This is a genomic window from Caballeronia sp. INML2, assembly GCF_023631365.1.
Taxonomy (GTDB): domain Bacteria; phylum Pseudomonadota; class Gammaproteobacteria; order Burkholderiales; family Burkholderiaceae; genus Caballeronia; species Caballeronia turbans.
In genome coordinates this window covers 47,054-65,940 of record NZ_JALQDH010000080.1, presented here as the reverse complement: position 1 = coordinate 65,940, position 18,887 = coordinate 47,054, and the positions used below count along the sequence as shown (strand labels likewise).

Sequence of the window (18,887 nt, the reverse complement as noted above, 5' to 3'; positions counted from 1 at the left end):
GCAACGTGCAGCACTTAGCCGAATGCGGAGTTGACGAGCAATAGCGGTGTGCACGTGATGCCCACCACGCGGCGCGCAACGCTGCCGAGCACCCAGCGCGCGGCTCCGCGCCGGCCATGCGTGCCCATGACGAGCAGGTCGGCACGCCACGCGTTCGCCTCGCGCACGATTGTATGAGCGATATCGTCCCTGCACTGGCTGGTGCTCACGATCTCAGCGGTTTTGTGTCCGGGAACGTGATCGAGCACGCGTCGCGCGATCGTCATGGCCGACTTGCCTTCTGCCATGAATGCTTCTTCGAACAAGGCAAAGGGCAGCGGATTGTCGAACCGCGCGGCTTTGTCGATGACGTAGATCGTTTTTATGCAAGTTTCCGATGTCGCGAACTTCGCGCCCACGCGAAGCGCCGGAACGACCTCGGTGCTGCCGTCGACAGCGAAGAGAATGCGCCGCGGACCTTTCTCATCCGTCGCTGCGAAAGACTCCGGAACGATCAGTAGAGGCAGCTTGACATGGGCGGTCAGCGGCTCGGCTACGTTGCCTTCGATCCAGCGCAGCAATCCGTGATGCTGACGCGCACCGATGACCAGCAGATCCGCATTCCACTTCGTCGCTACTTCAGCGATCGCATGCACGACGTCCCCACCTTGCTTCGATAATTCGATAAGCTCGGTATCGGCATGAAGTCCATGCCCGGCGAATTGCGCCTGGGCGTGACGCAGCATTTCGCGGCCGCTTTCGATCAGATCGCGGCGGACCGAGTCGAGTGAAAGCGGGATTCTGTCCGGAAGCGGCAGCGGCACATACGGGTTATCGACCACGCTGACAAGACGCACGAACGTGCCGGGTGAGACGAAGCTGCAAGCGTAGCGAAGCGCGTTCTCCGATGCAGGCGACGTGTCGAGGGCGATCAGTACTCGTCGCGGCCGATAGGCCTCGGCCTTATCTTCAGTGGGTTCCATGTTCGTATATCGGGCAGTCGTCTCGGCGTGCCCTTCTGTATGCGATAGCACCATCTTGATTGCGCCCGCGTCGGGGAGGTTGATCTAGATCAGATCGGCGCAGCTTGCGATCGCATCATGATGGATGGAAGGCGGACCAACTGGCCGGTTCGCCTGCACGTCTTGCGTCAGATTCCTGCTACGCGGCGCGTCAGTTTCATATCGGCGCTGACACTCAACCCGACGCTCCGCTCCGATAGCGGCGATATAGCGGCAATAGCGAAATGAAAAAGCGAACGGAAGCGTCGAATGCATCGTGGTTTGCCCCAATCGTGATCCTCGCGTTGGGAGCACTGCTGGTCCGCCCATTCATCGGCCCGGTCTTGTGGGCATTCATTCTTGCCTATGCAACGTGGCCCTTGTACACATTCATGCGTAAGGGCATGCGCGGCGGCGCGTCGTTGAGCGCGCTGATGATGACCGTCTCGGTCGCGCTGGTCATCGTCGGATCGACGATTGCCATTGCGGTGCCGTTGACCCGCGAGGTCGTCGAAGTCGCTAATCGATTCGTCGCGTGGAGCGGCGGGGAGCCGATGCGGCTTGCCTCAGTTGTCGCGGATGTTCCGGTCGTCGGCGCGAGACTATCCGAGCTGATACGCGACGCGCCAGCCTTGAGGAAAGATGTCGCATTTCCAGGCGACGGATGGTTGAGCGCCTTGTCGAAGGCGGGCCGCCTGGCAGGCCGCAATGTGCTGCACTTCGGCTTTGCTTTCATTGCGCTCTATTTCACTTATCGGCATGGTGAATCGCTGATTGCGAAGGTACGTCGGTTACTGGAACCGCTTATAGGTCCAAGGCTCGAAGCCTACGTCGCGGTACTTCGCAGCGTGACGCGCGCGGTGCTAATCGGGGTTCCCCTCACTGCAATCGGGCAAGCGGCGTGTGCCGGCATAGGTTACTGGGCGGCAGGCGTCGATGAGCCGCTATTGCTTGCGTTGCTGACGGCATTCGCGGCGCTCGTGCCGTTCGGCGCGCTCTTCGTTTGGCTGCCCACCGGCGTCGCGCTGCTCGTGGAAGCAAATCTGTTGGGCGGCATCGGTCTGCTGCTTTGGGGCGCGCTGGTGGTCAGCTCGGTCGACAATGTCATCCGCATGGTGGTCATCGGCAATGCGGTGCGCATGCCGTTCGCCCTGGCGTTGCTCAGTATCATCGGAGGCGTTGCCGCGTTCGGACTGATTGGCCTGTTCGCGGGCCCGCTCGTGGCGGAGATGCTGCGCATGCTATGGGATGAACGAATACACGCTGCACCGAAGACCGAGACCCGGAGCAAACTCGCCTTCACGAAGTCTATGTCTGGCCGCTCGTTACGCCTTGACCGTCATCGTCCGACGAGCGCCGCGCACGCGATGATGCGCCGAGGAGCACGACGACGTCGCGACTCGGCGCGCGCTGCAATTGATCCGTATCAAACGAGTCTGGCTCGACGGCGGTAGTCTGGTTCACCGTGACAACGTCAAGGACTCGTGGGTCCGTTCGCGGGCGACTGATGTCTGCCTCGGCATGCGCTTCGCTGTCACGGCCGGTCTGATCAATGCGTTGTGGGACGATTGACATGAGCACGCTGACGATGTCGCCGACGAATGTTTCCGCACCCCGCTCAACCCTGCCGGCAGAACGGCGCGCAGAGGGCTCGCCCCAAAACGACAACGCGCTGATCGTCGCAATCGATGATGCGCTTCGGCTGGACGCGCACCTTGCATCGGAACCGGTGATCGTAGATGTTCATGACGGGCGCGTGACGCTTCGGGGAAGCGTCAGAAGCTACGCGAATAAGCGGGTCATATGCGAGATCGCTGGCGCACTGCCGGGCGTTGACTCCGTAAACGACTGCATCGTAGTGGAACTGCCGCATGAAGCGCAGCGCACGGATGCCGCGCTGGCGTCGGATGTGCGCGTGGCGCTGAGATGGGAGGCGTGCCTTCCTGCGGATGCGATTGAAGTTGCGGTAGAGCATGGCTGGGTCACCTTGTCGGGCGAGATGCCGTGGTCCTTCCAGCGAAAACTCGCGGAGCATGTCGTCGCGCATTTGACAGGCATCACCGGAATAGTCAACCTGTTGCGGGTCAGTGACCGGCAGATGCAATTGCAGGCGATGTCCGGTATCCACGCGGCCATGCGCCGTGCGGCCGATATCGAGGCAGACGATATCGAAATGCGCGTCGCCGACGGCACCGTCACGCTCCGAGGCACGGTATCGTCGGCGGCCGCGAAAAAGGTCGCATACGAGGCGGTTCGTTCGCTCGATGGCGTTCATACGGTGCTCGACGAGACCCGCGTCAGGCACGACGACTGACTGACGGCGACGGCAAACCGACAGCGGGTGTTCGTTGCAACCACGAGCGCGTCATGCCCCTGTACGTTTCTTATTATGCTGCCGGCGGCAAGCGCGTTCGCAGGAACGAGCAGGTGACGAATAGGAAGAAGTTTGCGTAAGGGCCGAGCCACAGCGCGACGCTGACAATGCCATCCATTCGTCGTCCATCTTCAAGCAGGCGGTCGCATAGCGCTCGGCGAACCAAGCGGCCAACGTCTTTCCGGCTGGCGTTGCTTCGTTGGACGACGTTCGCTCCGCGCGCACCGCTGCGGCCGCTGGCACCCCGGAAGCGTAGACGCAGCCAAACGCCCAGGCGGGCAGGCGGGTCGCCGATCGCCGAAAAGTATCAAGGCGACTTCTCGGTCATGCCCCCTCAACGCGAAAGCAGCGCGTGTAGCGTTCAATCATGTATGACGTTAAACACAGCATTGACATAAATATCAGTTTGCGGTTTAATCTTCCGAAACGGAGGCGCGGACTACCCCCGTGATGAGAGCTCCAACCTGCGTATTCCGAGAGAGGTGCAGTTTGAAGGCAGTGGCAGCAAGCTGTTTGTAACCAGAGCCGTTGCTATGAAGCGGAAACGCCTAACACGCGCGGAGCGCAAAGAGCGAACGCGGGAACGGCTGCTCGACGCGGCCGAGACAATGTTCGTACGTAAGGGGTTGGCTGCAACGAGCGTGGACGACATCTCGGAGGAGGCCGGATACTCGCGTGGTGCGTTCTACTTTAACTTTGAGAGCAAGGCTGAAGTGCTAATCGAGCTGTTGCGGCGGGACGGCGAACGGACTTGTTTGAATTTGCACGCGATCACGAAGAAGGGCGGCACGTCCGATGAAGTGAAGGAACGTGCCACTGCCTGTTTCACCGATTCCCTCAGGCCCGATTCGTTCAGTCTTTGGGCAGAAGGTGCTCTTCTAGCATCGAGGGATGCTGCGTACCGAGATCCCATCAATGCGTTGCGAAACCAGAGATTAGCCGCTACGGGTGAGTGCATTCGGAGCCTACGGGCGGCCAATAAAGCGGAATTGTCGCGCGGACAGGCAGAGGCACTGGCGATCGGGATGGCGAGTATCAGCGATGGCATTATGTTCTTCAACATGATTAACGGGCCAAACATGTGCGGCAAGGGCTTAAGGACTATTGCTGTCGCCTTCTTATCGTGGGTCATTGAGCACGGCCCCGAATACGAAGACGATAAATGACTGAACTTTTGCCCCAGAGTTAGGGGGGGCTGGGCCGATTTCGACCGCTGGAAGCCTGACATCCTTAACAAATAAGGGCAGCCAAACCATATCGTTTCGACAGAGAGTCGCTTTCTACTATTAGGAAGCCAAAGTAATTTATGCGGACCATGCGCGATCATGCGTGCAACGTTCCCGGGCGAAGAAGCGCAACCAGCTAGCACCCGGATGAGAGTACCTTTGACTACCTACCATCGCCAGTCGTTGTTTTGGGGCGCCGTAGCCTTGTTGGCCGGTGTTTTGCTGTGGGCATTGCGTCCTGTTCTAACACCGTTTCTTCTCGGTGCAATCATCGCGTACGTTTTACAGCCGGGCGTGGAGTGGCTAGTTCGACATCGCACGCCCAGGGGCCTCGCCGCCCTGCTTATGATCTCTCTGATCGCAATGCTTATCGGGTTGTTCGCATTGTTAGTATTTGCTGTCCTTCAAAAGGAAGGACCTGAGCTTGCGAGGCAGCTTCCTTCAATGGTGCAGAATCTCGACGCCGTTCTGAGACCGCGGATGGCTTTACTGGGAATTGACTACTCGGTCAATCTGGCGAATATCCGTGAGGCTTCAACCGCACGTTTATCAGCAAGCGAGCAAGGCGCTGCTCCCTCGGCTTGGGAGTATCTGCGCACAAGCGGCAGCCTGATGGTCAGCGTCGCGGGGAATGTGGTGCTCGTGCCCCTCGTTCTTTTCTACCTGCTCTATGACCGGCATGAAGCGTTCGAGCGCATAGAGAGCTTTGTGCCGCGACGCTGGCTCGCGAAAACACGGGATTTCATTGCGGAGATCGATCAGATGATGTCGCAGTATCTGCGCGGGCAACTGCTCGTCGTCGGAATACTCGCGCTGTTTTATCCGGTTGCGCTAAAGATCGCCGGGTTGGACGTCGCACTGCCCGTCGGTCTTCTCACAGGGCTTGCCGTGTTCATCCCTTACATCGGGTTCGCGACCGCGCTGGCATTGGCGCTTCTGGCTGCGTTTCTGCAGTTCGCAAACTGGTACGGGTTCGGAGCCGTGATTGTAGTGTATGGAGTCGGGCAAATCTTGGAGAGCGTCGTTCTTACGCCCCGGCTCGTCGGCGAGCGCATTGGCCTGCATCCGCTTGCCGTCATCTTCTCGTTACTTGCTTTTGGCGAGCTGTTTGGTTTCTTTGGCGTTCTGCTTGCATTGCCTGCCAGCGCGGTGTTCGCTTCTGCTTTGCGGGAACTGCGGCGCCGTTATCTGATGAGCGCATTTTACCGGACCCGAACATACCAAGATCGGGGACCGTAGCGCAGAAAGTTTGCAATGGCCGGGCGTTCCGCGTGCGATCTCTCGCCGAATGCGGGGCTTCGCTGAATTCGAGTTCTTGTAGCGAGTCAGCGACGCATCAGGAGCTTTCTTGTTCTCGCTCTGCTGGCGAGGCTTGCTTTTCGCGGCCACGGCTAGCCCGATCAGCGCTGTTGGCATTTCTACCTCGACTCATCACCTGCCTTGTGAACATCGTGAAACTATCCGGACCCGTCGCGCTAAAACGGGCGCGCTCTTTGTTACCCTTCTTGTTCCGGTCGACGCACCGGTTACCCGTTGTCGTCGCGGCGTGCGGCGCAATCCTTCTTTCGGCATGCCACCAGCGCGAAGCCGTCGTGCCGGAAGCCAAACCGGTTGTCGCCCTTGCGGTTCATCCGGATGCGAACAACGCGAGTGCCTCGTTGCCTGCGCAGGTCCAGGCCCGTTACTCCACACCCCTGTCGTTTCGCGTGGGCGGCAAAATCATCGAGCGACGAGTGCGCATCGGCGATTCGGTCAAGGCGGGGCAGACGGTTGCGTTACTTGACCCAACCGATCTGCGCAACAACCTTGCCAATGCAAGAGCACTGTTGGCCGCCGCCGAGCATCGGCTCAGCTTCGCCAAGCAGCAGCTTGACCGTGATCAGGCGCAGGCGCACGCGAACCTGATCGCCGCAGCGCAACTAGAGCAGACTCAGGATGCCTATGCGACGGCTCTGGCGCAGCGCGATTCGGCGCGAGCCCAGATGGCGCTCGCGACCGATCAACTGCGCTACACGGCGCTGACAGCTGACCATGACGGTGTGGTCACATCGGAGGATGCCGATACCGGACAGAACATGCAGGCCACGCAGGCCGTCTATCACGTTGATTGGACGGGCGACGTCGACATCGTCTGTGACGCGCCGGAACGGGCACTGAACGCGTTGACGATCGGGGCACGAGCGCGCGTCACATTGGCGGCGCTGCCGGGCAAGACGCTCGAAGCGCGGGTGCGTGAGGTGTCGGCCGCGGCCGATAGCGAAAGCCGCACATGGCGGGTGAAGTTGACGCTGGCTGCACCGGGTCCGCAAGTGCGCCTTGGCATGACGGCAAATGTGATGTTCGACGTGGCCGACGATAGCGCTTCGGGCGAGCCGTTCACACTGCCGGTGACGGCGCTCTTTCACAAGGGCGAGAATCCGGCCGTCTGGGTCGTGCGTAACGGCAGCAATACGCTCGAGCTGCGCCCGGTCACGATCGAGCGATATGACGAGCGCACGGTCTCGGTGAGTTCGGGCCTGCATGACGGCGACCGGGTCGTTCTGCAAGGCGTGCATGCCGTGAGTTCAGGCCAGCAGGTGCAGGCGGTGCCTCCGCTTCATCAGGAGAACTTCCCGACATGAACGCGCGCGACCATGAAAGCGCGCGCGCGAGCGCGCCCGTGAATGCTTCTGATAATGCCGCCGCTGGCGGAACCGGTTTCAATCTGTCTGCCTGGGCGCTGCGGCATCAGCAGCTTGTGATCTTTCTGATCGGTCTGATGACGCTCTTTGGTGTGATCGGTTATACGCAGCTAGCACAATCGGAAGATCCGCCGTTCACCTTTCGGACCATGGTCATCAAGACCTACTGGCCGGGCGCTGCGTCCCGCGACGTGCAGGAACAGATCACGGACCGGATCGGTCGCCAACTGCAGGCGGCCCCCTATGTGGACAATATCAAGAGCTATTCGCGCCCAGGCGAGTCGATGATCTTCTTCGCGATGAAGGACTCGGCGCCTGTTAAGGAGGTGCCCGAGACCTGGTATCAGGTGCGCAAGAAGGTGGGCGACATACGGGCAACGCTTCCGAAAGGCGTGGTAGGACCATTCTTCAACGACGAGTTCGGCGACGTCTACACGAACATCTATGCGCTCGAAGACGACGGCTTCACGCCCGCGCAACTGCATGACTACGCAGACAAGCTGCGTACCGTCTTGTTGCGCGTGCCTGGCGTGGCAAAGGTCGAATACTTCGGCGATCCCGATCAGCACATCTTTGTCGAAATTTCGAATGCGCAGCTGACGCGACTGTCGATCACGCCGCAGCAACTCGCCCAGGCCATCGATGCGCAGAACACCGTCGCACCCGTGGGCACTATTACGACGGCGGACGACCGTGTGTTTGTACGGCCGAGCGGCGCTTTCAAGGATGAGCAGGCGCTCGCGGACATGCTGATCACGGTGAACAAGCGTGCGTTCCGCCTCGGCGACATTGCGACGATCAAACGCGGTTACGACGATCCGCCAGTTACCCAAACGCGCCTCGGCGGTCAAGCGGTACTCGGCATCGGCGTGACCATGCAAAAGGGCGGCGACGTCATCAATCTCGGTAAGGCACTGGACGCGAGGACGGCTGAACTGCAGGCCTCATTGCCAGCGGGTCTCAAACTCGCGGCCGTCTCAAGCATGCCGCATGCGGTTAAGCATTCAGTAGACGACTTCGTCGAGGCGGTTGGCGAAGCAGTGGCGATCGTGCTGGTTGTCAGCCTCATCTCGCTGGGCTTGCGAACGGGCATGGTCGTCGTCATCACGATCCCGATCGTCCTGGCAGTGACGGCGCTATGCATGCACTTGTTCGGCATTGGATTGGACAAGGTGTCGCTTGGCACGCTCGTGCTCGCGTTGGGGCTGCTCGTCGACGACGCGATCATTGCCGTCGAAATGATGGCCGTGAAGCTCGAGCAGGGTTGGAGCCGCGTGCGCGCGGCGGCCTTTGCGTACACGAGTACGGCATTCCCCATGCTGACGGGCACGCTTGTGACCGTCTCGGGCTTCCTCCCGATTGCGCTTGCGAAATCGAGCACGGGCGAGTACACGCGCTCGATCTTCGAAGTCTCGGCCATTTCGCTCGTCGTCTCGTGGTTCGCAGCCGTCGTGCTTGTGCCGTTGCTGGGGTTTCACCTGCTTCCGGAGCGCAAGGATCATGCGAGCGGCGGCCACGACCATGAACACGACGTCTACAACACGGGCTTCTATCGGCGCCTGTCGGGCTGGGTCGCGTTGTGCATTGACCGACGCTGGGTCGTGCTCGGGGTCACCGCCGTGCTCTTCGTCATTGCGATGGGAGCGTTCACGCGGGTCCCGCAGCAATTCTTCCCCAACTCCGAGCGCCCGGAGCTGCTCGTCGACCTGAGGCTCCCGGAAGGTGCTTCGTTCGAGGCGACATTACGTGAATCAAAGCGTTTGGAGAAAATTCTCGATGGTAAGCCCGGGATCGACCACTTCGTCGACTTCGTCGGCACCGGTGCGCCGCGATTCTATCTACCGCTCGACCAGCAGCTTCAGCAGCCCAACTTCGCGCAGTTCATCGTCACGGCCAAAGACGTGGAGACGCGCGAGGCGTTGATGCACTGGCTCGACGGGAAACTGGAAAAGGACTTTTCCGGCGTGCGCACACGCGTCGCGCGCCTCGAAAACGGGCCGCCTGTGGGTTTCCCGATCAAGTTCCGCGTGAGCGGTGACGATATCGCAACGGTGCGCACGCTCGCGGACACCGTTGCGCAGAAGGTCCGCGCCGACTCACGGACGCGCAACGTCCAGTTCGACTGGGACGAGCCGGCCGAACGGTCAATCTCGTTCGAGATCGACCAGAACAGGGCCCGCCAGCTTGGCGTCACATCGGAGGACGTGTCCAGCTTCCTCGCCATGACGTTGTCCGGCTACACGGTCACGCAGTATCGCGAGCGCGACAAGCTGATCAATGTCGACCTACGTGCGCCGAAGAGCGAGCGCGTCGACCCCGCGAAGCTTACGAGCCTCGCCATCCCGACACCGAACGGCGCGGTGCCGCTCGGCTCGCTCGGGCATGTGCGCAACACGTTGGAATACGGCGTGATCTGGGAGCGCGATCGCCAGCCGACCATCACCGTGCAGGCGGACGTGCGCGGCGACGCGCAGGGCATCGACGTCACGCGCGACATCGAGCGCGCACTTACCGCTGTGCGCTCTAAGCTGCCCGTCGGATATCGGATCGAGGTGGGCGGAGCGGTCGAAGAGAGCGTGAAGGGCCAGACGTCGATCAACGCGGAAATGCCGCTGATGATCATCGCCGTGCTGACGCTGCTGATGATCCAGCTAAAGAACTTCGCGCGCACGTTTATCGTCGTGCTGACGGCGCCGCTGGGGCTTATTGGGGTGGTGACTGCACTGCTGCTGTTCGGCAAACCGTTCGGGTTTGTCGCGCTCCTCGGTGTGATTGCGATGTTCGGCATCATCATGCGCAACTCCGTGATTCTGGTCGACCAGATCGACCAGGACATCGCGGCGGGGCACGCGCGCTACGACGCCATTATCGGCGCAACGGTGCGGCGCTTCAGGCCCATCATGCTGACGGCCGCCGCTGCCGTGCTTGCTCTGATCCCGCTACTTCGCTCGGGCTTCTTCGGACCCATGGCGACTGCACTGATGGGCGGCATCACCGTCGCCACCATGCTGACGGTGTTCTTTTTGCCAGCGCTCTACGCGACGTGCTTCAGGGTGCGCCGCGACGAGCGCAGTGCGCAACCCGTCGTCGTCGAGCATGCGGAGGTTTGATCATGAATTTTACATACAAGACATCCGCGGTGGCTGTGGCCGCGGCACTCACTGTGACGGCTTGCTCGTTCGGGCCCAGCGGTGAGCCGCCGGCCACGCCGTCGCCCCCGCGCTATGGCGCCCAGGCGCAGCCGTCGAAGACCGTGGATGCGGGTGGTGTCGTACAGACATTCGATGTCGGCGCAACTGCGGTTCCGCAATGGTGGCATCTTTACCGTTCCGACGGCCTCGATGCCCTCGTCGACGAAGGCTTGCGCAACAGTCCGACGCTCGCGGCGACGCAGCGCACGCTTGCTGCAGCACAAGAGGAACTTCGCGCGCAGGTGGGCGCATCGACGCTGCCGTCCATCGACGGCGCCGTGCAGGTCGAGCGCGCGCGTTCACCCGTCGTGCCGGGGCTTGGCCCTGAGCAGGTGCAATACAACTTCTTTGCCGGGCAACTGCTCGCGCATTACACGTTCGACCTGTTCGGCCAGACGCGGTATATGAATTCGGCGAGCGCGGCCCGTGTGAACGCGCAGGCGTTTGAACTGGAGGCGTCGCGTCGTGCGCTTGCCGCGAACATCGTCGGCAGCGCGATCAATGTGGCGGCGCTCGACCGGCAGATCGCGCTCAGCGAGCGTCTCGTTGCGGTGTCCGGCGATGCCGCAAACGAGGATCAGCAGCGCTACGCGCTGGGCTCGGTCTCGCGCGCACAGGCGCTTGCGTCGAAACAGGACGCCGCTGCCATCGCGGCGACGCTGCCGGCGCTGCGTCAGCAACGCGCGCTCGCGATCCATGCGCTGGCGGTGTTGATCGGCCGCACGCCGGACAACGCGCCGAGCGTGCCCGATCTCGATAGCCTGTCGCTGCCCGAGCATGTACCGGTTGCCGTGCCTTCGGACCTGCTGCGCTCGCGTCCGGATATCCGGGCCGCCGACGCGGCCGTCAAGGCAGCAGCGGCCGACGTGGGGGCTGCAACCGCGCAACTCTTTCCGAGCCTGTCGCTAACCGGATCGATGGGGCGCGGGGGCTTCAGCTGGCCAGCAGTGCTCTCAGGCGCGGGCGGCCTGTGGGCTATCGGCGCGGGCCTTTCGCAGCCGATCTTTCATGGTGGCGCGCTGTTCGCACAGCGCCGCGCATCGATCGACGCATACGACGCCGCTGTATTGCACTACAAGTCGACGGTGCTCTCTGCCTTCCAGGATGTGGCGAATTCTCTTGCCGCGCTCGATAACGACGCGCAGACGCTCGCTTCGAACGAGGCCGCGACAGAAGCCGCGCGTGAGGCATTCGACGATACGGCGTCGCGCCATCGCATGGGCTCACTGTCTTCGGCGGCAACCCATGCTACCGAGGCAAGGTATCTCAACGCCCAGATAGGTACCACGCGCGCAGCGGCCCAGCGCATGAGTGATACAGCGGCATTGTTCCAGGCGATGGGCGAACTACCCGCGGCTCAGCAGACGGCTGCGTCAACGAAAACTTCAACGCAATGACGGCATTGTTGAACGTGCAAGGGCGATCTGGCCGGATCGGATCGTCCTCGCCGTTCAGCCCGAACCAGACGATAGGCGTTTGGAACATACAACGACAGACGCCCCGCTGCGGAAAACGAGTGTCAGAGGACGCTGCGCTGCCTGTTCACGTCATCGGAGCGCGGCGCGACGGTATTGTACGCCCGGCCGTTGGTCAGTCCTGCCAGAGCATGACCAACGGATTTGCTCGCTTCGCGATCCTCAATTTTCCTCGACGGCTTCATCGACGATGGGCAGTGGCCGCGCCGCAATCTTTTCCGCCTCAGCGCGCTTTAGCCCGAGCGTTTGCAGCAACATCGCTGCCGTGCGCTCCGGGAAGTGCTCGCCGCTGAAGCCGAGTTCTTTCAGCACGCCCGCCGCGTTCGCGCCAGGCGCGACGAAGTTCAGCTCGGCGGCGATCGCGCAGAGGACCGTGCCGCCCACTGCGAGAAATCCGATAAACGGGTCGGCAACGACGAACCGTTTTGCGGCAATGCCGTTGCCGATGTCGCGCAGTAGCCGCTGGCCCAGCCCGCGGCTCATCGCGCGCGCAGAAAACCCTTCACGGATCAGGAAACGCCCCCACACCGGATCGTGCCGCGCCCGCAGGACAGTGTGGCGCACAGAGACGGCGACCACCTCTGCGGGGTCGGTAATGCCGCCCGCAAGGCGATCGAGCATGTTCGCGAATTCTTCGAACACGTTATCGACGAGCGTCGCGTAGATCGCTTCCTTCGATTCGAAGTGGTTGTAAAACGAGCCGAAACCGACGTCGGCGGCCTCGGTGATTTCGTTGATCGCGACGCCCTCCATGCCCTTTTCGGCCATCAACCTGAGGGCGGCGTCGAGCAGACGGGCACGTGTCTCGCGTTTGCGGCGCGCGCCGCGTGGCTCCCGCTCTTCTGCGACGGGAGGCGGAGTGACGGGTGCAGCAGCGCTGGAACGTTTGGCCGGCCGGCGATTTATCGCGTTCGTCATAGTGATCCCAAGTCTGGTTATACACGCAGTATAGATGCAAACCTCTATATTGACAAAACGATCAGCGATGAGTTTAATGTCATGAACGGCCGCGGAGAGCCGGCCTTCTAAATGGAGACGGAGTGACTGTGGAGACAACATCAAAGGAAGGTGCCGGGCCGTTCGCCTCGCACGGCCGGGCTGGTCAGCGGATCGAAACGCTTCCGCCAGCGGCGGATGTTCTATTGGTGGGTTGCGAACCGGTGGGCGCAACCCTACGACGCTTTCCTTGCCAGGACAGCACTGCTGGTTAGCCAGTGAGCGCGACACTGCCTGGCGTCTCGAAACCGCTATCCACACCGCGTGAATATTCTATGAAACTGACCACTGCGCATCCGGCCCGCCACCCCAATCCCACGACCAAAGCGTCGGCATTGGCCTATCTGATATTCGATCGGCCAGACCTTGAGAAAGCCGAGCAGTTTCTCAATGACTTCGGGCTTCGAACCGTGTCGCGGAGTGAGGCGCTCCTCCTCTTGCGGGGAACGGGCGCTTCGCCCTTCTGCTATGTCGTTCGGAAGGCTTCGAAAACCCGGTTCGTCGGCTTCGGATTGCAGGTCGATAACAGGGCCGATCTTGATGCACTCGCAAAACTGCCTGGCGCTTCGGGTGTCGAACGGTTCCCCTTGGCAGGCGGCGGCTATGTAGTACGACTGACGGACCCGTCAGGTTTTCGCGTGGACGCGATATGGGGCCAGGAGCGCACTGCGCCGTTGTCCCATCGGCCAGCATTGCCGTTCAACTCCGTAGATGCGACCGTCCGCATCAATGGGACGCAGCGGCCGCCCGAGAACGCTCCGGAAATTATCCGGCTCGGACATGTCGTGCTCGAACTCGCCGACTATCAGGAAACGTGCGCATGGTACACGCAGCACTTCGGCTTCATCCCGAGCGATGTGCAGGTGCTTCCCGATGGCTCGCCCGTCGTTGCGTTCATGCGGCTCGACCTGGGTGACAAGCCGGCCGATCATCATACGCTTGCGTTCGCACAAGGCTTTCTGCCCACCTACAGCCATAGCGCGTATGAGCTTGTCGATGCCGACGCGGTCGGCATGGGTCAGCGCGTCCTGCGCGAGAAGGGCTGGACGCACGCGTGGGGGATTGGCCGACATATCCTGGGCAGCCAGATCTTTGACTACTGGCAGGACCCGTGGGGCAACAAGCACGAGCACTATTGCGACGGCGATCTGTTTACCGCCGATGTGCCGACGGGCGTGCACGCGGTGAGCCGTGAGGCGATGGCACAGTGGGGGCCGACGATGCCGCGCAGCTTCACGAAGCCGAGCCTTACCCCCGCGAGCATCGTGGCGCTCTTCAGAAACTTGCGCCGTAGTCCCGATCTGACGCTGAGCAAGCTGCGGACACTGGCGAAGATTTTCGCCTGAACCAACCTCTTCCATGGCACCTGGAGATCAATAAATGGCACTTCACGTTCTGCATTACTTGCATGATGGCCGCGCGCAGTGGGGCGTGGTTGCTCATGGCGCCATCACCCCAATTCCCGGCAAGTTCAAGTCGACCGCTGAGTTTATCGAGGGCAACCCGCTTGAACGGTTACTGATGCTCGGCGCTCCGACGATTCCGGAGTCCAAAGTGCAATGGCTATCGCCCGTGACGGCCAATCAACAGTTCATCTGCCAGGGTGCGAATTATCGCCAGCACATGATTGAGTCTGGCATGGACCCGGACGTGAAGAAATTCAATATGATCTTCACGAAGGCGACAAGCTGCATCGTCCCGGCGAATTCGCACGTGGTGAAACCAAGCGAAGTTCGTTTCCTGGACTACGAGATCGAGCTCGGTTTGGTACTCAAGCGCGACATCACCTCCCGCGAAACGGTCACCGACGAGAACCTGCATGAATACATTGCTGGCGCCGTGATCGTGAACGATTACTCCGCGCGCGATATCCAGATTCCGCAAATGCAGTTCTACAAGGGCAAGAGCTATCGGACGTTTGGTCCCATCGGTCCTTATCTTTGCCTCCTCGAGAAAGAGGACTTTCCAAAGTTAAAGGAGCTCGTGTTGACGCTGACGGTCAACGGAACGGTCCGCCAGAACGACACCACGGCGGGTCTCGTCTATGGTCCGGCAGAGACGTTGACGGAGCTTTCCCGCATACACGACTTGCACGCCGGCGACCTGCTCGCAACCGGTACGCCCTCCGGCTGTGCACTGAGCATCCCGTCACCCGAAAAGCAGCGCGCCGCGGCGCAGCTGCCTGAGGTCGAAAAATGGCGGCTTTTCTTGAAGATGCAGGAGGAGAGGCCGCAATACCTGCAGGTGGGGGACGTCGTAGAAGCGCACATTGCCAGCTCCGACCGCTCGATCAATCTGGGCGTGCAGCATAACGTTGTTGTCAAAGAGGCAGCATGAAAGGCGTCGCACACGTACAGGACGTCCTTGCTATCGAAGCGCAGGGGCAGGAGGCCGATCTCCCGTCGAGCACTTACGAGATGATCTGCCGGGGTGCCGCCATCAATCCATCGGCACTGGCACTTTCGTTCTTCGCCACGGCTGACGACTATCGAAACGCCGAAAGCTGGACGTATCGTGACCTTGTGCGCGATGTCACCCGCACCGCGAACCTGTTCTCCCGACTGGGCGTTCAACGCAACTCGGTTGTTGCCTACGTACTACCCAACCTCCCCGAGACGCACTTCGTGATCTGGGGCGGCGAAGCGGCCGGGATTGTCTGCGCCATCAATCCGCTGCTTGAAGGTGAGGCCATCGGCGAGCTGCTGATCGCCTCAGGGGCAAGCGTGCTTGTCACACTGGCGCCGATGGGCGGGGTTGACCTTTGGCAGAAGGTGCAGTCCGTGTTGCACAAGGTTCCTGCACTACGGCATCTGGTGCTCGTCAATCTGATCGACCGAATGCCGGTCGAGAAGCGATTCGTGGCGCGGATGCTCCAGCGTGGCGAGTGTTCGCGGTTGTATGGCGAGTGCGGTGTGCGTAGCGCGGTTCCTTCGCAGATTGACATCCACGATTACAGCACCGCGATCGAACATGAGTCGGGCGTTGCGCTCAGCGGCACGCTTCGAATCAGCCCCGATGACATATCGTCCTATTTCTGCACGGGCGGCACCACGGGATTGCCGAAGATTGCGATACGCCGGCACGGCAACGAGGTGGCGAATGCGTTGAACGCGGGTAAATTCTTTGGCGAGAGCATCGGCCCCGGCAAAGTGATTTTTTGCGGATTGCCGCTGTTCCATGTCAACGCCGTGACGGTGACAGGGCTGCTGGGGTTCTCACGCGGCGCCCACATCGTGCTCGGCACACCGCAAGGCTATCGGGGCGAGGGTGTTGTAAGGCATTTCTGGGAGATTGTCGAGCACTATCGCATCAACTTCTTTAGCGGTGTCCCGACACTCTACGGGTCGCTGCTGGACGTTCCGGTTGGCGAACACGACATCAGTTCGCTCGAGTATGGCCTGTGCGGCGCCGCCCCTATGCCGGTTGAATTACTGCGCACTTTCCAAGATCGTACAGGAATAAGAATCCTCGAGGGCTACGGCCTTACGGAAGGTACCTGCGTGAGCAGCGTGAATCCGCCGTTTGGCGAACGCAGGGTCGGTTCGATCGGACTTCGTCTTCCCGGGCAGGCGATGAAGGCAGTGCTGGTCGATGAAACCGGCCGATATGTACGGGATTGCGATGCGAATGAGGTCGGCCAACTGGTGATCTCCGGCCCCAACGTGTTCGTCGGCTATACCTGCCCAGAGCAGAACCATGACATTTGGATAGAGCTGGGTGACGGCAGGAACTGGCTTAACACCGGCGATCTCGGTCGCTGCGACGCCGACGGCTACTTCTGGCTCACCGGCCGGAAAAAGGAGCTGATTATCCGGGGGGGACACAACATCGACCCGGCGGCAATTGAAGAGCCACTGCATCGCCATCCCGCCGTCCAGGTCGCTGCAGCCGTGGGGCGCCCAGATATGCACGCGGGCGAGTTGCCGGTCGCGTATGTTCAGCTAAAGCCAGGCGCAGTCACGACCGAGGCGGAATTGGCGGAGTTTCTGCGTCACGAGATCAACGAACGGGCCGCGTTTCCAAAAGGAATACGCATCGTGGATGCGATGCCGCTGACGGGCGTCGGCAAGATCTTTAAGCCCGCGCTAAGACGCCGCGAAACGGAAGACGCCGTACGGATGGCATTAGTGGAGGCGGGCGTCGAGGATGCAGCCGTTAGCATCATTGAGGACGCCTCGCTCGGGATGGCACTCTACGTCGAGCTTCCCAATCCCGCGCGTGAAGCATTGGCGATATCCGCGCTTGGGCGCTTTCCGTTCGCATTTACGGTCTCTTCCGCCGCGAAGCCATCTCGGGTAGAGCAACGCTGACGGGCGAACTGCATCGGAGATGCCCAGGCAGCCTAAGGTACACGAACCACGATATCAGCCGGCGCATTCGGTCACGCCTACTCGCCCCGGTGGCGAGCTTCAACTGCGAGCGTAATGAGCTACGGGCCTGGAACGGTCAGGTGAGGGAGAGGATGATTGTTGTGACGGAAAGGTCCTTGCGATCGCTTGTTGAAAAGTGGCTGGGGCCAACCTCTGCGGTACCGGTTCGTGTTACCCGATTCGGTCATGCGGCCTCGAATCGGAAACACGGCGTGCGTATCAAGCTGATGTTGCCGACAGGGCCGGTTGAACGATTTTTCTTCCGCCATCGCGACGGTGCTTGGTGCGTGTTCCCGCCCGAGGCTGAACGCCTTGCGTTGCGCGCATATTAGCGCGTGGGAAGATTGAAGCATTGAATGTCCGGAAATATAGGCGGGACAAGGCGTAGAGATGCGACGGTGTCCGCTCACGGCACCCGGCGAAACGGGGAAGACAGCGCTGCAAAAGAGAACGAGAAAACGAGTCTCAACAAAACGTGTAGGAGGTGGCAGCGGTGTTAAACAGCACGTTCTCATAGCTACTTAGTATAACTACGTAAACACATGATTTCTGGTCCTCGTGCCCGGGCGATGACTGTGAAAAGCGTCCCACGACCCGTGACGGTGCGCGGATTTGTTCCAAATTGACGCACCGGGCTTGATAAAAATATCCAAGCAACGAGACAGGAGAAGACACTTGAGGAATTACAGGCGAACGATCGGCTCCGCCGGCATCGCGGCACTTATCTGCTCGGCTGCGCTCACTGAGATCGCCTACGCGCAGTCCGCCGGGAGCATCACACTGTCGACAGGTTGGCTTCACGTTGCGCCCCAGGGCGACGCAACGCCACTTACCGTAGAAAAAATCGGGGGCGTCGGCGTGAGTCAGCAGCTGGCCGGAAGCGGGGCGCATCCGAGCTCAACGGACACAGTGGGCATCGCCACTGAGTACTACGTCACGGACAACATTGGTGTCGCCATGCTCGTTGGGCTGCCACTCACAGTCAATCTGGTTGGCGGTGGGACGCTACAGAAGTACGGCAACCTCGGCTCGACCAAGCCGATGCCGCCCGCCATTGAACTGCGATACCACCTGTTTTCAGGCGCATCGAAATTCCGTCCTTTCATAGGCCTTGGCGTGAACTACACGTGGTTCACTCAGGTTCGGATATCCAATAGCCAGTTTGTGACCGATAACCTGGGACCCGGCGGTTCGGCGCACGCGGAGCTCAGTTCATCGTGGAATCCCGTATTCGAAATCGGGGCGAGTTACGCGATTACAAAACACTGGTCGGTCGGAACTTCGGTCGGCTATATCCCCGTGAAGACGCACCTTACCTTATACGGGCAGACCGCAACGGGAACACAGGTCGTTTCCACCTCGACGCTACGACTCAATCCACTTAACGTCTATCTGAACGTCGCCTATACGTTCTAGCGCGTACGGGTCATCAGTGCGCCAACCGAGAGGGCTGAATGCTCATTCAAGACATGGAATACGTCATGTTTCGCGCCCCCGGACTCGCTTTTGATCCGCGCTTTCATCGCCGACTACGACATATCACGACGCGCGCTGCCACGATAAGGCCCGCTCTTTCGAGGTCTACAACCCTCAA

At 60.9% G+C, this 18,887-nt stretch carries 13 protein-coding genes; 11 read left to right on the top strand and 2 right to left on the bottom strand.

The genetic code is table 11. The annotated features are described in order from the left end of the window. Positions 1-14 precede the first annotated feature (14 nt). Positions 15-962, bottom strand: a complete 948-nt coding sequence (locus NCT32_RS27725) for a universal stress protein (protein WP_250490684.1) — start codon at positions 960-962, stop codon at positions 15-17. A gap of 263 nt (positions 963-1,225) precedes the next feature. Here NCT32_RS27725 and NCT32_RS27720 point away from each other — a divergent pair, with 263 nt between their 5' ends. The 7 genes from NCT32_RS27720 to NCT32_RS27690 all read left to right on the top strand — a co-directional run bounded on the left by NCT32_RS27720 (position 1,226) and on the right by NCT32_RS27690 (position 11,849). After that, positions 1,226-2,434 carry an AI-2E family transporter gene (locus tag NCT32_RS27720; protein ID WP_284508560.1) on the top strand — a complete coding sequence of 403 codons (1,209 nt, stop codon included), beginning with the start codon at positions 1,226-1,228 and terminating at the stop codon, positions 2,432-2,434. Between the two features lie 119 nt (positions 2,435-2,553). Continuing rightward, complete coding sequence (locus tag NCT32_RS27715; protein ID WP_250490682.1) at positions 2,554-3,294, top strand: BON domain-containing protein; 741 nt, start codon at positions 2,554-2,556, stop codon at positions 3,292-3,294. Between the two features lie 593 nt (positions 3,295-3,887). Further along, positions 3,888-4,520, top strand: coding sequence for a TetR/AcrR family transcriptional regulator (locus tag NCT32_RS27710; RefSeq protein ID WP_250490681.1), 633 nt, complete (start codon positions 3,888-3,890; stop codon positions 4,518-4,520). A gap of 207 nt (positions 4,521-4,727) precedes the next feature. Continuing rightward, complete coding sequence (locus tag NCT32_RS27705; RefSeq protein ID WP_250490732.1) at positions 4,728-5,819, top strand: AI-2E family transporter; 1,092 nt, start codon at positions 4,728-4,730, stop codon at positions 5,817-5,819. 203 nt (positions 5,820-6,022) lie between these two features. Next, positions 6,023-7,201, top strand: a complete 1,179-nt coding sequence (locus NCT32_RS27700; RefSeq protein WP_409241545.1) for an efflux RND transporter periplasmic adaptor subunit — start codon at positions 6,023-6,025, stop codon at positions 7,199-7,201. Beyond that, complete coding sequence (locus tag NCT32_RS27695; RefSeq protein WP_250490680.1) at positions 7,198-10,371, top strand: efflux RND transporter permease subunit; 3,174 nt, start codon at positions 7,198-7,200, stop codon at positions 10,369-10,371. Before NCT32_RS27700 ends, NCT32_RS27695 begins: the two co-directional genes overlap by 4 nt. 2 nt (positions 10,372-10,373) lie before the next feature. Continuing rightward, positions 10,374-11,849, top strand: a complete 1,476-nt coding sequence (locus NCT32_RS27690; protein ID WP_250490679.1) for an efflux transporter outer membrane subunit — start codon at positions 10,374-10,376, stop codon at positions 11,847-11,849. A 240-nt stretch (positions 11,850-12,089) separates the two neighbouring features. On the opposite strand, the gene NCT32_RS27685 is transcribed toward NCT32_RS27690, so the two are convergent. Next, positions 12,090-12,845 carry a TetR/AcrR family transcriptional regulator gene (locus NCT32_RS27685; protein WP_250490730.1) on the bottom strand — a complete coding sequence of 252 codons (756 nt, stop codon included), beginning with the start codon at positions 12,843-12,845 and terminating at the stop codon, positions 12,090-12,092. A 353-nt stretch (positions 12,846-13,198) separates the two neighbouring features. On the opposite strand from NCT32_RS27685, the gene NCT32_RS27680 reads away from it, so the two are divergent. The 4 genes from NCT32_RS27680 to NCT32_RS27665 all read left to right on the top strand — a co-directional run bounded on the left by NCT32_RS27680 (position 13,199) and on the right by NCT32_RS27665 (position 18,709). Further along, entirely contained in the window at positions 13,199-14,269 is a 1,071-nt protein-coding gene (locus tag NCT32_RS27680; protein WP_250490729.1) for a VOC family protein, read from the top strand. Positions 14,270-14,303: 34 nt separating this feature from the next. After that, the gene (locus tag NCT32_RS27675; RefSeq protein WP_250490678.1) at positions 14,304-15,260 is read left to right on the top strand and encodes a fumarylacetoacetate hydrolase family protein; all 957 of its coding nucleotides are present in this window, start codon (positions 14,304-14,306) and stop codon (positions 15,258-15,260) included. Continuing rightward, on the top strand, positions 15,257-17,233 hold the full coding sequence (locus tag NCT32_RS27670; protein ID WP_250490677.1) for an acyl-CoA synthetase: 1,977 nt from the start codon (positions 15,257-15,259) through the stop codon (positions 17,231-17,233). The genes NCT32_RS27675 and NCT32_RS27670 overlap by 4 nt, the downstream gene beginning before the upstream one ends. A gap of 735 nt (positions 17,234-17,968) precedes the next feature. Next, positions 17,969-18,709, top strand: coding sequence for an OmpW family protein (locus NCT32_RS27665; RefSeq protein WP_250490676.1), 741 nt, complete (start codon positions 17,969-17,971; stop codon positions 18,707-18,709). Positions 18,710-18,887: the final 178 nt, after the last annotated feature.

What these genes read in the sequence shown, in the direction of transcription:
- NCT32_RS27725 (WP_250490684.1), bottom strand. Translation starts at nt 962, where the DNA reads ATGGAACCCACTGAAGATAAGGCCGAGGCCTATCGGCCGCGACGAGTA.
- NCT32_RS27720 (WP_284508560.1), top strand. Translation starts at nt 1,226, where the DNA reads ATGAAAAAGCGAACGGAAGCGTCGAATGCATCGTGGTTTGCCCCAATC.
- NCT32_RS27715 (WP_250490682.1), top strand. Translation starts at nt 2,554, where the DNA reads ATGAGCACGCTGACGATGTCGCCGACGAATGTTTCCGCACCCCGCTCA.
- NCT32_RS27710 (WP_250490681.1), top strand. Translation starts at nt 3,888, where the DNA reads ATGAAGCGGAAACGCCTAACACGCGCGGAGCGCAAAGAGCGAACGCGG.
- NCT32_RS27705 (WP_250490732.1), top strand. Translation starts at nt 4,728, where the DNA reads ATGAGAGTACCTTTGACTACCTACCATCGCCAGTCGTTGTTTTGGGGC.
- NCT32_RS27695 (WP_250490680.1), top strand. Translation starts at nt 7,198, where the DNA reads ATGAACGCGCGCGACCATGAAAGCGCGCGCGCGAGCGCGCCCGTGAAT.
- NCT32_RS27690 (WP_250490679.1), top strand. Translation starts at nt 10,374, where the DNA reads ATGAATTTTACATACAAGACATCCGCGGTGGCTGTGGCCGCGGCACTC.
- NCT32_RS27685 (WP_250490730.1), bottom strand. Translation starts at nt 12,845, where the DNA reads ATGACGAACGCGATAAATCGCCGGCCGGCCAAACGTTCCAGCGCTGCT.
- NCT32_RS27680 (WP_250490729.1), top strand. Translation starts at nt 13,199, where the DNA reads ATGAAACTGACCACTGCGCATCCGGCCCGCCACCCCAATCCCACGACC.
- NCT32_RS27675 (WP_250490678.1), top strand. Translation starts at nt 14,304, where the DNA reads ATGGCACTTCACGTTCTGCATTACTTGCATGATGGCCGCGCGCAGTGG.
- NCT32_RS27670 (WP_250490677.1), top strand. Translation starts at nt 15,257, where the DNA reads ATGAAAGGCGTCGCACACGTACAGGACGTCCTTGCTATCGAAGCGCAG.